The 14,592-nt window shown below is 72.8% G+C and carries 13 protein-coding genes; 10 read left to right on the forward strand and 3 right to left on the reverse strand.

Annotation, left to right across the window (positions count from 1 at the left end):
- The first annotated feature begins 99 nt into the window (after positions 1–99).
- A complete protein-coding gene (locus tag FGM06_RS02180) occupies positions 100–1,365 on the forward strand; it encodes a molybdopterin molybdotransferase MoeA (RefSeq protein ID WP_144797105.1) in 1,266 nt (421 codons plus the stop codon).
- Positions 1,362–3,359, forward strand: coding sequence for a molybdopterin biosynthesis protein (locus tag FGM06_RS02185; RefSeq protein WP_144797107.1), 1,998 nt, complete (start codon positions 1,362–1,364; stop codon positions 3,357–3,359). The genes FGM06_RS02180 and FGM06_RS02185 overlap by 4 nt, the downstream gene beginning before the upstream one ends.
- On the opposite strand, the gene FGM06_RS02190 is transcribed toward FGM06_RS02185, so the two are convergent.
- The 3 genes from FGM06_RS02190 to FGM06_RS02200 form a co-directional block, all read right to left on the reverse strand.
- Entirely contained in the window at positions 3,329–3,790 is a 462-nt protein-coding gene (locus FGM06_RS02190; protein ID WP_144797109.1) for a PaaI family thioesterase, read from the reverse strand. The genes FGM06_RS02185 and FGM06_RS02190 overlap by 31 nt on opposite strands.
- A gap of 257 nt (positions 3,791–4,047) precedes the next feature.
- Positions 4,048–4,935, reverse strand: a complete 888-nt coding sequence (locus FGM06_RS02195) for a hypothetical protein (RefSeq protein WP_144797111.1) — start codon at positions 4,933–4,935, stop codon at positions 4,048–4,050.
- A gap of 81 nt (positions 4,936–5,016) precedes the next feature.
- Entirely contained in the window at positions 5,017–6,696 is a 1,680-nt protein-coding gene (locus FGM06_RS02200) for a sensor histidine kinase (RefSeq protein ID WP_144797113.1), read from the reverse strand.
- A 138-nt stretch (positions 6,697–6,834) separates the two neighbouring features.
- On the opposite strand from FGM06_RS02200, the gene FGM06_RS02205 reads away from it, so the two are divergent.
- The 8 genes from FGM06_RS02205 to tgtA all read left to right on the forward strand — a co-directional run bounded on the left by FGM06_RS02205 (position 6,835) and on the right by tgtA (position 14,245).
- Positions 6,835–7,590, forward strand: coding sequence for a lipoate--protein ligase family protein (locus FGM06_RS02205; protein ID WP_144797115.1), 756 nt, complete (start codon positions 6,835–6,837; stop codon positions 7,588–7,590).
- A gap of 104 nt (positions 7,591–7,694) precedes the next feature.
- Positions 7,695–8,096 (forward strand): 30S ribosomal protein S6e, encoded by a 402-nt coding sequence (locus FGM06_RS02210; RefSeq protein ID WP_144797117.1) that lies wholly within the window; start codon positions 7,695–7,697, stop codon positions 8,094–8,096.
- A gap of 13 nt (positions 8,097–8,109) precedes the next feature.
- Complete coding sequence (locus tag FGM06_RS02215) at positions 8,110–8,577, forward strand: DUF7112 family protein (RefSeq protein ID WP_144797119.1); 468 nt, start codon at positions 8,110–8,112, stop codon at positions 8,575–8,577.
- A gap of 89 nt (positions 8,578–8,666) precedes the next feature.
- Positions 8,667–9,752: a siroheme decarboxylase subunit beta gene (ahbB, locus tag FGM06_RS02220; RefSeq protein WP_144797121.1), complete on the forward strand. Its 1,086-nt coding sequence runs from the start codon at positions 8,667–8,669 to the stop codon at positions 9,750–9,752.
- Positions 9,753–9,783: 31 nt separating this feature from the next.
- A complete protein-coding gene (locus FGM06_RS02225; RefSeq protein WP_144797123.1) occupies positions 9,784–10,482 on the forward strand; it encodes a precorrin-2 dehydrogenase/sirohydrochlorin ferrochelatase family protein in 699 nt (232 codons plus the stop codon).
- Positions 10,479–11,819, forward strand: a complete 1,341-nt coding sequence (hemA, locus tag FGM06_RS02230; RefSeq protein WP_144797125.1) for a glutamyl-tRNA reductase — start codon at positions 10,479–10,481, stop codon at positions 11,817–11,819. Before FGM06_RS02225 ends, hemA begins: the two co-directional genes overlap by 4 nt.
- 61 nt (positions 11,820–11,880) lie before the next feature.
- Positions 11,881–12,657 (forward strand): Nif3-like dinuclear metal center hexameric protein, encoded by a 777-nt coding sequence (locus tag FGM06_RS02235; RefSeq protein WP_144797127.1) that lies wholly within the window; start codon positions 11,881–11,883, stop codon positions 12,655–12,657.
- Positions 12,658–12,739: 82 nt separating this feature from the next.
- Entirely contained in the window at positions 12,740–14,245 is a 1,506-nt protein-coding gene (gene tgtA, locus FGM06_RS02240; RefSeq protein WP_144797130.1) for a tRNA guanosine(15) transglycosylase TgtA, read from the forward strand.
- Positions 14,246–14,592 lie beyond the last annotated feature (347 nt).

Consider the following 14,592-nt stretch of genomic DNA (forward strand, 5'->3'; position numbering starts at 1 on the left):
GCGACCGCGTCGCGGTGACGACGTACTCGCGGTCTGCCCCGCGTCGCCGCGACCGCCCGGAGAGCGGGGTTTTTGCACGCGGGCCCGAAACGAACGCCCATGAGCCACGACAGACGCGAGGCCGGCTTCAAGCGGCGGACCCGCGTCGCGGACGCGCTGGCGACGCTGCTCGACGCCGCCGAGCCCCACGGCCGGACCGAGTCGGTGCCGGTCGCCGACGCCGACGGCCGGGTCGTCGCCGAGCCGATCGACGCGCCGGCGCCGGTCCCGAGCTACGACCGGGCGGCGATGGACGGGTTCGCGGTCCGCGCCGAGGACACCTTCGGCGCCTCCGACCGCTCGCCCGCGGTGTTGCGCGCGGCGGAGACCGAGGCCGAGTCGATCGCGCCCGGCGAGGCCGCGCGGGTCCACACGGGGAGCGCGGTCCCGGAGGGCGCGGACGCGGTCGTGATGATCGAACAGGTCGAGGAAGTCGGCGACGAGGTCGAGGCGTTCGACGCGGTCGCGACCGGCGAGAACGTCGGCGAGGCCGGCGAGGACGTCGCGGACGGGCAACGGCTCTTCGACGCGGGGCACACGCTCCGCCCCTCCGATCTCGGGCTCCTGAAGTCGGTCGGGCTCGACGCGGTCCCGGTGTACGAGCCGCCGACCGTCGCCGTGATCCCGACCGGCGAGGAGCTGGTCCAGTCCGATCCGGACCCCGGCGAGGTGATCGAGACGAACGGGCTGACCGTCTCGCGGCTGGTCGAGCGGTGGGGCGGCGAGGCGCGCTACCGCGACGTCGTCACCGACGACGAGGACGCGCTCGCGGCCGCAGTGGAGGCCGACCTCGACGCAGACGTGGTCGTCACCACCGGCGGGTCGTCGGTCGGCGAGCGCGACCTGATCCCCGAGGTCGTCGACGGGCTCGGCGAGGTGCTCGTCCACGGTGTCGCCCTGAAGCCGGGCCATCCGGTCTGTCTCGGCGTCGCCGACGGCACGCCGGTCGTCTCCTTACCCGGTTACCCGGTCGCCTGCATCGTCAACGCCGCGCAGTTCCTCCGGCCGCTCCAGAAGCGCGTCGGGGGGACGACCGCCGACCCCTTCCCGACGCGGCGCGCGGTCCTCGACCGGAAGGTGCCGAGCGAGCCCGGGACGCGGACGTTCGCGCGAGTGGCGCTCGACGAGAGCGAGGGCGACGAGGAGGGGGACGCGGCGGACGCCGACGACGCCGGTCTCCCCGTCGCCACGCCGACCCGCGCGAGCGGCTCCGGCATCCTGTCGAGCGTCGCGCTCGCGGACGGCTGGGTCGCGGTGCCGGAGCCGCGGGAGGGGTTCGACGCGGGCGAGGTCGTCGACGTCGAGATCTGGGAGGTGACGCCGTGAGCGACCGCAAGGAGTTCCGCGACCTCGCGACGCCCGAGGCGGCCCGCGAGGCTATCGCCTCGCTCGACCTCGCGCCGGAGCCGGAGACGGTCCCGCTGGGGGAAGCCCGCGGGCGCGTCCTCGCGGAGCGGATCGACGCCGCGATCGACGTGCCCGGCTTCGACCGGGCGTCGATGGACGGGTACGCGGTCCGCGCCGAGGACACCTTCGGCGCCGACGAGGTCGATCCCGCCGAGCTGGACCTCGTCGGGGCGGTCCACGCCGGCGCCGCGCCCGAGGTGACCGTCGCGCCCGGCAGCTGCGCGGAGATATCCACGGGCGCCGTGATGCCCGAGGGCGCCGACGCGGTGGTGATGGTCGAGCGCACGGACGAGCTGAGCGCGACGGGGGAAGGGAACGCGGAAGAGGGGTCCGACCGCATCGCGGTCCGGACCGCCGTCGCACCCGGCGACCACGTGATGAGCGCCGGCGCGGACATCGCCGCGGGCGCCCGAGCGCTCGGCCCCGGAACGCGGCTCACGCCGCGCGAGATCGGGCTGCTCTCCGCGCTCGGCGTCGACGAGGTCCCGGTCGAGGGAAAGCCGCGCGTCGGGATCGTCTCGACCGGTGACGAGCTGGTGCGCCCGGGCGAGGACCTCGACCCCTCGCGCGGGGAGATCTACGACGTGAACTCGACGACGATCGCCGCGGGCGTCGAGGAGGCCGGCGGCGAGCCGGTCCTCTACCCGCACGCCGGCGACGACTACGACGAGATGGAGCGGCTGCTCCGGCGCGCCGCCGACGAGTGCGACCTCGTGCTCTCGTCGGGATCGACGTCGGCGAGCGCCGTCGACGTCATCTACCGTGTGATCGAGGAGCGCGGCGAACTGCTGCTCCACGGCGTCGCGGTCAAGCCCGGCAAGCCGATGCTCGTCGGCCGGCTCGACCGCGGCGGGAGCGAGGCGGCGGCGGAGGGCGACGGCGACGGCGCCGCCCCCCGAACCGACGAGTCGGCGTACATCGGTCTCCCGGGCTACCCCGTCTCCGCGCTCACGATCTTCCGGACGTTCGTCGCGCCCGCGATCCGCGAGGCGGCCGGCCAGCCCGAGCCCGCGACGGCGACCGTCGAGGGGCGGATGGCCGTCGGCGAGCGCTACGGCGAGGGGCGCATGCGGCTGATGCCCGTCGGACTGCTCGACCTGACCGACGACGACCTCCCGCTCGTCTACCCGGTCGACAAGGGCTCAGGGGCGACGACGAGCCTCGTCGAGGCCGACGGCGTCGTCGCCGTCGACCCGGACACGGAGTACCTCGACCGGGGCGAGACCGTCTCGGTGCAGCTGTTCTCGCCGGACGTGCGCCCTCCGAGCCTGCTCGGCGTCGGCGAGGACGACCCGGCGCTCAACCGCCTGCTCGACCGACTGGAGAACCCGCGGTACCTCCCGGTCGGCTCTCGGGAGGGGCTCCGGCGACTGCGCGACGGCGTCCCGGACGTCGCGGTCGTCGCCGGCCCGACCGACCGCGAGGTCGAGACGGTCGACCTCGGCGGCTGGACCCGGGAGTGGGGGCTCGTCGTCCCCGCCGGCAACCCGGCCGACGTGACGGGGCTCGGCTCGGTCGTCGACCGCGACCTGAGGTTCGTCAACCGACCGACAGATTCGGGGCTCCGGCGGAGCCTCGACGACGCGCTCGACGCGCTCGCCGACGAGCGGGAGACCTCGCGGAGCGCGTTGACCGAGTCCGTCGCGGGCTACGAGCTCACCGTGCGCGCGTTCGAGAGCCCGGCGCGGAAGGTGATCGCCGGCGACGCCGACGTCGGGGTCGGGCTGCGCGAGACGGCGAAGCGGCTCGACTGCGGCTTCGTGTCGCTCGGCGAGCAGTCGGTCGTCGTCCGCGCGGCGCCCGACCGGACCGACCGCGACGCGGTGGCGGAGCTCGCGGCCGCGCTCGACGGTCCCGCCGACCTCCTCGACGGTCTCGCGGGTTACTCGCGGAACAGCCGGAACGAGCCCTGACCGACGACGACCTCGGCGGCCTCGCCGTTGGTGGCGCTGGTGACGCGCATGTCGCTGACGCCGATCGAGCCGCCCGACCTGACGACCGTCGCCTCGGCGCGGAGGTCCCCGGTCGCCGGCCGGAGGTAGTTCGCGTTGAGGTTCACCGTCGCCACTCCCCCGGAGAGCGGGTCCTCGAAGGCGGTGCGCTGGACGATCCCGCCGGCGGTGTCGACCAGCGTCGCCGCCACGCCGCCGTGGATGGTGTCGCCGTCGCTGTTCGTCAGCTTGTCGTCGAACGGGATCGAGAGCACGACGCGCCCGCGCTCGACGACGTCGACCGACGTGTTCAGCCACGAGAGGTAGCCGTGCTCCTCCTCGATCCGCCGCTCGACGAGCGCGACGGCCTCCGCCGGCAAGGGGTCCAGCTCCGCGACGTCTGTCCGATTCATACCCGCACCTCACGGGGCGTCCGTTTGTAGCCCCCGAAACGGGAAACAACTGGTCCGAGGTTGGCGGCGACGACAGCGGGCAGGTTCCCGCCGCTTCGAGACCGACCCGACCGCTTATCACCGATACCGAACCAGCCGCCCCGTGACCTGACGCCTCGCCCGCGGCGGCCGAGACGGGAGTCCGGCGCACCGCCGCGGGAACCGCCGAACGTGCCGGCTGTTCGCTACGCCCCTACCCGGTCCCGAAGACGGACGCCTCACCCGACCCCGAGCCGGATCGGGTCGTCGCTCGGGACCACGTCGAGCGACACTGCCTCGCCGACCGCGAACTCCCCGTCCGGGCAGACGACCTTCGCGCCGTACCCCGCGTCCCGCGCCGCGAACAGCGACAGCCCCACGACCCGCTCGCCGTTCGCGAGCACGTCGACCGGGTCCCACGCGAGCCCGCGGCCCGCCGCGACGCCGACGCGGGTGCCCCACAGCGTCGCCTCTGCGCTCTCGCCGAGGCGACCGAACGCGCCGCCGCCGGCGTAGTGGGTCAGACCGCCGTCCAGCGGAATCCCCTCGTCGCTCGCGAGGGCCGCGAACGACTCGCCCGGGTCGGGGTGAGCGGGCGCGTCAAGGAGGGCGTGCGTCGGCCCGCGTTCGACCACGACGCCCTCCCCGTCCCACGGGATCGGGTCGACAGCGACGGCGACATCGACCGGGAGCGACCCGCTCGCCCTGAGCGCGCTCGCGCCCGGCGGCCGGAACCCGAGGTGGACGTGGTCGTCGACCCACCGCCCGAAGAACCCGGAGCGCGTCGTCGGCCCGAGGTCGTCGCCGACGGCGACGCGGTCGCCGGGGGACACCTCCGGGATCACGTGAAGCATTCGAGCGGTGGTTCCCGGATCGGCGCCGGCCCGCCGGCACCACTCGTCGTCGAGGTCGACGACTATCAGGTGGTCCTCGCTCGCGGCGTACGACCGGTCCGGACAGCCGACGGTCCGCGTCTCGCGAACGACGCCGGAGACGGGGGAGATCCCTCGGTCGGCCTCGGGATACAGGTCGACGGCGCTGCCGTCGTCGTGCGCGGGGTACGGCGAGTTGAACCGCGAGAACCGCCGGTAGCCGTCGAGCGAGTCCGGCGGCAGCGTGACTGGCATCGTCGTTCGCAGGGCGGGGCTCGACCGACAAGTGGTCGTCGACGCCGGTAGTCCGGACCGAGGGTCAGTCGACGATTGGCCTCACCCGTCCGCGGGCTCGATGCCGACGACCACGAAGCGGGCGCCGCCCGACTCGGACTCCTCGACGGAGAGCTCCCAGCCGTGCGCCTCCGCGATGTCGACGACGATCGCGAGCCCGAGCCCCGTCCCGCCCTCCAGCGAGACGCCGCGCTCGGTCACCTCCGAGCGCTGCTCGGTCGGGACGCCGGGACCGTCGTCGGCGACGGCGAGCGCGACGCCGTCGGGTCGCCGCTCGATCTCGACCCGCACCGCGACGTCGTCGCCGGCGTGTTCAGTCGCGTTGCGGAACAGGTTCGAGAGCAGCTGTTCGAGGCGGTCGCCGTCGGCGAACACCGTCGCGTCTGGCCCCTCGACGGAGAGCGTCGCGTCCGCGGTCTCGAGCCGCGACCAGACCCGGCGGACGGTCGCGTCGAGGGACACCCGGTCCACGGAGTCGACCGAGCGCCCCGCGGTCGCAAGCGAGAGCAGCCCCTCGATCAGGTCGTCCATGCGCTCGTGGGCGTTCGCCGCCCGGTCGAGCGCGTCGTCGTTCTCCCCGTCGTCGTGGCGGGCGAGCTCGACCGCCGCGGTCGCCGCGGCGAGCGGGTTCCGGAGGTCGTGGGAGACGACGCCGGCGAAGTCCTCCAGGCGTTCGTTCTGCCGCTCCAGCTCCGCCTCGCGGCGCTCCAGCTCCGTCTGTCGGCGCTCTCGCTCGGTCACGTCGCGGAGCAGGAACACGTGACCGCGGTCCGTCCCGCGGGGGTCCGTTATCGGGTCCTCCTGGATGTCGAACTGCCGCCCGCCGATGGCGATCGGGTGTTCGACGCCGACCTCCAGCCGCGGGAACACCGCCGAGAGCGACGAGCCGACCGCGTCCGGCGGGAGCAGCTCCTCGGCGGCCGGGTTGAGGTCGCGGATCCGACCGTCGGAGCCGGCCACGATCACCGGGTCCTGCATCACCTCGACGGCGGTGTCGCGGGCCACGACCGCGGCGTCGAGCGTCCCGAGCCAGAACACCGTTCCGTACAGGAAGACCCCGTGAACGACGAGCGCCGACGGGAACCACGCGAGGTTCGCGTAGCTCCCCAAATCGACCACGGTGGCGATCCCGGCGAGGAACGGGAACAGCGTTCCGAGGAGGATCACGAACGTCTGGAGCCGGTACCGGTTCCCGGTCCGCTGGTAGAGGTCCGCGACGACGAGGACGCCGACGACGCAGAGCCCGTACGCGTAGAGGACGAACCCGATGTCGGCGAGGCCCAGCCCGAAGGAGAGCAGGGAGAACGGTCCCTCGACGACCGCGGCGAGCGAGCGCCGGGAGAGCCCGTGCGTGGCGCTCGACCACGCGAGCAGCACCCAGAGGAACGGGGGCGTCGCCAGCGCGACGATCCGGTGTTCCGTCCGCCACCGGTCGTGGCCGGCGAACGCGAGCGTGAACGCCGTCCAGATGCCGGGGACCGCGGCGACGAGCGGCGTCGCGAGGTTGAGCGTGACGACCATGACCAGCTCGCTCGCGCTGGCGACCCTGACCGCGTACAGCAGCGAGATTCCGCCGCCGCAGAGCAGGTAGAGGGCGACCTCGGTCCCGCCCGGCTGGTCGCGGTCCCGCCACGCGACTCGACCGAGCCACAGTCCGATGATCCCGGCGAGGAGACAGGCTGCGAGGTACGCTCGCACCGGCAGCGCGCCGAGATCGCTCATCGATACGTGACCCAGTCCGAGCGCCGGCAAAACGTTTGTGTCATACGCCCGGGCGGCCGCCCTCGGCGGGCTATGGCTGCGGACAGAAGCCGTCTCCCGGGCGAAACCGCCTTGTCCGCGGCCGACCTGCGGACCGGTATGCGCGTGCTCAGGGGGACCGCCGGCGACCCGGACACGGATCGGGAGCTGACGGCGTCGCTGCTCTCGGAAGCGGGTGCAGGGGAACCCGGACTCCGCGTGTGGACCCCGGCGCGGCAGCTCGCCTTCGGTCGCCGAGACGTCCGCGCGGAGGGGTTCGATCGGGCCGAGCGGATCGCCGCGAACCGCGGATTCCACACGGTCGAGCGCGACGTGGGCGGCCGGGCCGTCGCGTACGCCGGTGACACGCTCGCGTTCGCGCACGCGGTCCCGCTGGACGGTGGAGGCGAAACAGGGGAGTCGCTGGACGGAGGGGACGCGACGAGGAGGTCGCGGGGATCGATAACGGAGCGGTACGACTGCGCCGTCGAGACGGTGATCGGGGCGCTCCGCGGACTCGGCGCCGACGTCGTCGCCGGCGAGCCGCCGGCGTCGTTCTGCCCGGGCGACCACTCCGTGCGCGTCGCCGGCGGCGGGAAGGTGTCGGGGATCGCCCAGCGCGTCCGCGCGGACGCGGCGCTGGTCGCCGGGTGCGTCGTCGTCGCGCCGTCGGACGCGAGCGAGATCGCCGCCGTCAGCGACGCGGTGTACGACGCCCTCGGCGTGCCGTTCGATCCCGAGACGGTCGGGAGCGTCGCGGCGGCCGGCGGTCCCGACGACCCGGAACGCGTCGCTCGGGCGCTGGAGGACGCGTTCGTCGACGGCCCGTGGGGCGACGGGTCGCGGCGGGTCGAGCGGATCGGCGCCGAGCGGTGAGTCCGTTCCCGAGTCGAATCCACCCGACGAACCGGGTTCGAAGGCCGATCGGTCCGGATCGCGGTTTCGACGTGCTTTTTATTCGCGGGGGTCTCGGTTCGCCCATGGCCGAATTCAAAGTCGTCATCGCCGACCCCGAGAGCGGCGAGACGTTCCAGCGAGAGGTCGACGGACAGGACGCCAACCGGTTCCTCGGTCGCGAGATCGGCGACGAGATCGGCGGCGACGCCGTCGGCCTCTCCGAGCACGAGATCGAGATCACCGGCGGCTCCGACGAGACCGGCCGACCGATGCGCGAGGACGTCTCGGGCACCCGCCTGAAGGAGCTCCTCTTAGAGGGCGGCGTGGGCTTCAAGCCGTCCCGCGAGGGCGAGCGCAAGCGGATCACCGTCCGCGGCCGCGAGATCGACGACGACGTCGCGCAGATCAACGTCTCGGTGATCGAGGGCGACGACGTCGCCGCCGCGCTCGGCGAGGACGACGACGAAGACGCCGACGAGGAGTAAGCGCCCGCTTTCGATGCCCCGCGTTCCCTCCGACGACGAGGGCGTCGCTTCGATTCGCGTCTCGCTCTCCCGGAGCGGCGGCACTCGCCGCCCTTGCGTGCGGATCCCCGACGACGACGAGCTCGGTGGCCGCGTCGAGTCCGGGACCTGCGAATCACTGGAGATGGCCGCCGGCGACGTGATCCGAGTCGCGGTCGACCGCGAGGAGTACCACGCACCGGTGACCGCCGACAGCGCCGGACGGCTGATCCGCGGCGCGTTCGACAACCGGCGGCTCGCGCGCGAGGTCGGCGAGGGGGAGAACCGACTGGTGGCGTGGCTCGACGCGAACGACCGGGAGCCGGGCGACAGCGTCGTCCTCGACGTCGTCGTGCCGGGGGAGCTGTACGGGCTCCGGATCCCCGGCGATCGCGTCGTGTACGAAGCGACGCGCGGCCCGCCGTCGTCGCTCTCGGACATCGCGCGCGACCTCGACGGTTGAGTCGGTGCCGGGGGCGTGGGATCGAGGGCGCTTCGAGACCCCGCCCGCGGGTCGGATCGCTTATTCTCGCTCGGACCCGATCCGGAGGCATGAGAGAGGTCGACGCGGATCTGACGGCGCTCGACCGCGGGATCATCAACGCCTTCCAGGGCGGGTTCCCGGTGACGGAGCGGCCCTTCGAGCCGGCCGCGGCGGCGCTGCGGGAGCACGGCGTCGACGTGACCGGGACCGAGCTGTGCGAGCGCGTGCGCGAGCTCGACGCGGAGGGTATCCTCTCGCGGTTCGGCGCGCTCGTCAACGCCGAGGAGATCGGCGGGGCGGCGTCGCTCGTCGCCATGCACGCGCCCGAGGACCGCTACGACGAGATCGCGGAGACCGTCAACGAGTTCACCGCGGTGGCGCACAACTACGAGCGCGAGCACCCGCACCTCAACATGTGGTTCGTCGTGAGCGTCGCCGACCATCCGGACCCGGACAAGGACGGGAACGACCGGGTCGAGGAGGTGCTCGCGGAGATAGAGGCGGCGACGGGCCAAGAGACGTACAACCTGCCGAAGCTCCGGGAGTTCCACGTCGGCGCGAAGTTCCTCGTCGACGGCCCGGTCTCCGACGGCGACGTCGACCTGTCCGAACTCGGTCCCGCGGTCGCGCCGAGCGACAGGGGGACGCTCACGCCCGACGAGCGCGACCTCGTCGTCGAGATCCAGGGCGGGCTCCCGATCACGGAGACGCCGTACGCCGACGTGGCGGCCGCGATCGACGCGGACGTCGACTGGGTGATCGAGACGGTGAAGCGGTTCGAGGCGGAGGGGAAGGTGCGCCGCGTCGGCGTCATCCCGAACCACTACGCGCTCGGCTACACGGAGAACGGGATGACGGTCTGGGACGTGCCGGAGGACGCCCTCGACGAGGTCGGGCCGGCCGTCGCCTCGCTCGACTTCGTCACGCACTGCTACCAGCGCCCCCGGCACGCGGGCGTCTGGGAGTACAACTTCTTCGCGATGACGCACGGACGGACAGAGGCGGAGAGCGAGCGCCGCATCGCGGAGGTGAAAGAGCTGATGGACGAGCACTGGGAGGTCGGCGCCGCCGACTGGGACACGCTGTTCTCGACGCGGATCTTAAAGAAGACGGGGATCCGGATCGCCGACCGCGCCGACAGCAACACGGCGTGATCCGCCGAATCGCGGTCCGGAGGCGGCGATCGTGATCCCGCTGTATCACGACTTCGCCGGGGAGTCGGTGCTCGTGTTCGGCGGGGGGAGCGTCGGCGCGCGGAAGGCGGCGCGGTTCGCCGGCGAGGCCCGCGTCGTCGTCGTGAGCCCGGCGTTCGACGAGCGGCTCGTCGACCTCGCGGAGACGGGGACGGACGGCGACGGAACGGGCGATCGGAGCGTCGAACTTGTCCGGGCCGCCCCGGACGCCGACGCGGTCGGAGAGTGGATCGACCGGCTCGAACCGGCCCTCGTGGTCGCCGCCACCGACGACGCCGCGGTCAACGCCGCGGCCGAGGCCGCCGCGCTCGACGCCGGGCTGCTCGTCAACCGGACGGACGTGTCGGCAGCGGACCGCTCGGGCGACCGCGACGCCCGGAGCGTCGTCGTCCCGGCGACCGTCGAGGACGACCCGGTGCGGGTCGCCCTCTCGACGGGGGGTTCGAGCCCGGCGTTGGCGAAGGCGCTCCGCGAGCGCGTCGAGGCCGAGATCGACGGCGCGGGCGCGATGGCGGAGCTCTCCGGCGAGCTGCGCGCGGAGCTCAGAGAGCGGGGGATAGCGCCCGAGACGCGCCGGGAGGCGATCCGTCGCGTCGTGCGATCCGAGGGGGTTTGGAAGGGTTTACAAAAGGGGAGATCCAACGGTCGACAAGAGGCGTACTCCGTGATCGAGGAGGTACTCAAGGGATGAAGGAGACGGGAGCCATCGCCGGCGTGAGCGTCGCTCACTCCCGCGCGACGGTCGACGAGATCGAGTCGGCCGGCGGCGACGGCGTCCGCGCGACCGTCTCGGACCTGCTCGCGCGCGACGGCGTCGAGGAGGCGTTCGCCCTCCAGACGTGCAACCGCTCGGAGGCGTTCGTCGTCACCGACCGGACCGTCGACGGGACCGACGCGCTGGCGTCGTTCGCCCCCGAGGTCCGCGGCGGCGCGGTCCGCCGACTCGACCACGAGGAGAGCTTGGAACACCTGATGCGCGTCGCCTCCGGGCTGGAGTCGCTCGTGCTCGGGGAAGACCAGATCATCGGCCAGCTGCGGGAGGCGTACGAGGAGTCGAAGTCCGCGGGCGGCATCGGCCCCGTCCTGAAGGACGCGGTGACGAAGGCGCTCCACGTCGGGGAGCGCGCGCGGAACGAAACGTCGATCAACGAGGGCGTCGTCTCGCTGGGGTCGGCCGCGGTCAGGCTGGCCGCGACCGAGATTGACCTCACCGACGGCTCGGCGGTCGTCGTCGGCGCCGGCGAGATGGGGACGCTCGCGGCCCGGACGCTCGACGACACGGCCGTCTCCGAGATCGTCGTCGCGAACCGGACGGTGCCGAACGCGGAGTTCGTCGCCGGCGAGGTCGACACGCCCGCCGAGGCCGTGTCGCTCGCGGACCTCCCGGCGGTCGTCCCCGACGCCGACCTCGTGATCTCGGCGACCGGGAGCCCGGAGCCGGTGATCGAGCCGGAACACGTCGCGGACGCGGGGCGGCTCGTCTGCATTGACATCGCGCAGCCCCGCGACGTCGACCCGTCGGTATCCGATCGGGACGGCCTCACGCTGTACGACATCGACGCGTTGGAGGACGTGACGCGGCGAACCCGAGAGAGCCGCGAGGCCGAGGCGCGCGAGGTCGAGGCGATCATCGACGAGGAGCTCGACCGGATCCTGCGGGCGTACAAGCGCAAGCGCGCGGACGACGCCATCTCCGCGATGTACGCGGGCGCCGACCGCGTGAAGGCGCGCGAGGTCGACCGCGCGCTCTCGAAGCTGGAGTCGCAGGGCGGGCTGACCGACGAGCAGCGCGAGACCGTCGGCGACATGGCGGACGCCCTCGTCGGCCAGCTGCTCGCGGCCCCCACCAGCTCGCTGCGCGACGCCGCCGGCGAGGACGACTGGGAGACGATCCGGACCGCCCTCCGGCTGTTCGACCCCGAGTTCGACGCGCCGCCCGAGGTCCCGGGCGGAGAGTCGCCGGGCGAGGGAAGCGCGCCCGAGCTCGACGGCCCGCCGGAGTCGGTCGCCGAGGAGCTGGACGACTGACCGCCGTCCCCCGCCGATCCGGTCCGCCGTCCTTTATTTTCCTCCGACCGTATCCGTCGCCATGAAACTCTCCGAGTACGCGGAGCGGCTCGACGATGAGCTCGACACGGCGGCGTACGCCGACGTCGACGCCAGCGCGAACGGGCTCCAGGTGGGACCGGGCGACGCCGAGGTCGAGCGCGTCGCGTTCGCGGTCGACGCCGCACTCGCGACGATCGAGTCTGCCGCCGAGGCGGGCGCCGACGCCCTCGTCGTCCACCACGGGATCTCGTGGGGCGGGATCGACCGCGTCACCGGGCAGGCCTACGACCGGATCGAGGCGCTGGTCGAGAACGACCTCGCGCTGTACGTCTCGCATCTCCCGCTGGACGGCCATCCAGACCTCGGCAACGCGGCCGGCGTCGCCGGCGTGGTCGGGATCGAGGGCCGCGAGCCGTTCGGCGAGATCGGGCCGGTCACGATCGGGACGGTCGGCGAGATCGGTGCGCCTCGGTCCGCGGCTTCGATCCGCGAGACGCTCGACGGGTTCGAGGGGCAGCCCGACGGCGAGGACCGCCCGACGCGGGTGCTGGAGTTCGGACCCGACGTGATCGAGCGCGTCGCCGTCGTCACCGGATCGGGCGTCGACTGGCTCGACGAGGCTGTCGACGCGGGCGCCGACGCGCTGATCACGGGCGAGGGGAAGGGACAGGTCTACCACGACGCCCGGGAGGCCGGGATCACGGTGTTCCTCGCCGGGCACTACGCGACCGAGACGTTCGGGGTGCGCTCGCTGGCGTCGCTGTCGGCGGAGTGGGGGCTGGAGACGGAGTACGTGAGCCACCCGACCGGGCTCTGAGAACGACGGCCGGACTCCGCGAGGTGTCCGATCCGTCGCCCCCGAACGCAACCCTTACCGCTCGCGTCCGCCCACTCCGGGTATGCGCGATCACTTCGAGGTCCGGGACCACGACGCCGCCGGGCGGATCGGCCGGCTGGAGGTCCCCCGCGCCGGGGTCACGGTCGAGACGCCGGCGCTGCTGCCGGTCGTCAACCCCAACGTGCTCACCGTCGAGCCGTCGCGGCTCCGCGAGGAGTTCGGCGCCGAGATGCTGATCACCAACTCCTACATCATCCGGAGCACGGACCGGATCCGGGACCGGGTCGTCGAGGAGGGCCTGCACGACTACCTCGGCTTCGACGGCGCGATCATGACCGACTCCGGCTCCTTCCAGCTCGCCGAGTACGGCGACATCGACGTCACCACCGAGGAGATCATCGAGTTCCAGCGGCAGATTGGGAGCGACGTGGCGACCCCCGTCGACGTCCCCACCCCGCCCGACGTCGACCGCGAGCGCGCCGAACGGGAGCTGGCGACCACCGAGGAGGCCCTCGCCGACGCGGAGGCGGCGGAGACGGGCGAGATGCTCGTCAACGCCCCCGTGCAGGGGTCGACATTCCCGGACCTCCGAGAGGCCGCTGGACGGCACGCGACGACCACCGATCTCGACGTGTTCCCGGTCGGTGCGATGGTCCCGCTCCTGAACTCCTACCGCTACGCCGAGGTCGTCGAGGCAGTGCGCGCCGCGAAGCGCGGGCTCGACCCGGACGCGCCGGTCCACCTGTTCGGCGCGGGCCACCCGATGATGCTCGCGCTGGCGGTCGCCGCCGGCTGCGACCTGTTCGACTCGGCCGCCTACGCGCTGATGGCGCGCGACGGGCGCTACCTGACGGTGTCGGGGACGGAACACCTCGAAGAAATGGAGTACTTCCCCTGCTCGTGTCCGGTCTGTGCCGAGCACACGCCCGCGGAGCTTCGGGGGATGCAGGGAGGCGACGGGGAGGGAGACGGCGACGCCGAGCGACTTCTGGCCGAGCACAACCTCCACGTCACCTTCGAGGAGCTCCGGCGCGTGAAGGCCGCGATCCGGTCCGGGAACCTCCTCGAGCTCGTCGACCGCCGCGCCCGCGGCCACCCCGCGATGCTCGACGGCTACCGGGCGCTGCTGGACCACGCCGACGAGCTGGAGCGTACCGACCCGGTGTCGAAGGACGCGTTCTTCTACACCTCCCACGAGTCGGCCCGGCGCCCCGAGATCCGTCGGCACCGCGACCGGCTCGCCCGGCTGGAGGCGCCCGACCGCCTGCTGCTCACGGAGTCGAACGCTCCCTCCACGCACGACTACGACGCCGTGTGGCGCGTGAAACCCCCCTTCGGCCCCTTCCCGCGGGCGCTCTCGGAGACGTACCCGCTCACCGCGGAGGTCCCGGAGCGACTCGACGAGGCGGCCCGAGTCGCCGCGGCCGAGGGCGTCGCCGCGCTCGCGGAGGCGAACCCGGAGACCGCGATCACGCTCGGCCACGACGGATGGCCCGAGACGGCGCTCGCCGCCGTTCCCGACCGCGTCGAGACCGAGGACCTGCGGACGCTCGGGCGGTCGGGGTAAGGAGGGGTTGTTGGATCCCTCAATCAGTGATAAATTTCAGTGGCTGTGCTGAATACAGGGCGCGTACGTGGTACGAACCAAGGGCGATCTACGGGAGAGAGAGTGATCGCTCAGTACAGATGATGTACTCAGCAGCGAGTGTTCCTTAGTTCACCTACGCTCTTGGTCGGATAGCCCACCTACTATAAGTTGCTGGCAGATGCCATTTCAATCATGTCATCCCCCGCCGCCGTCGCGCGTGTCGAACCGTCCTGCCATCGCCTCCGGCGAGGCTCGACCGGGTTAAAACGTTTGTCACGTCGGTATCGGTGCTGAGAGCCACACCGGACGGACCGCTCCCGATCGCG

The sequence above is a fragment of the Halorubrum depositum genome, from assembly GCF_007671725.1.
GTDB classification, from domain to species: Archaea; Halobacteriota; Halobacteria; order Halobacteriales; family Haloferacaceae; genus Halorubrum; species Halorubrum depositum.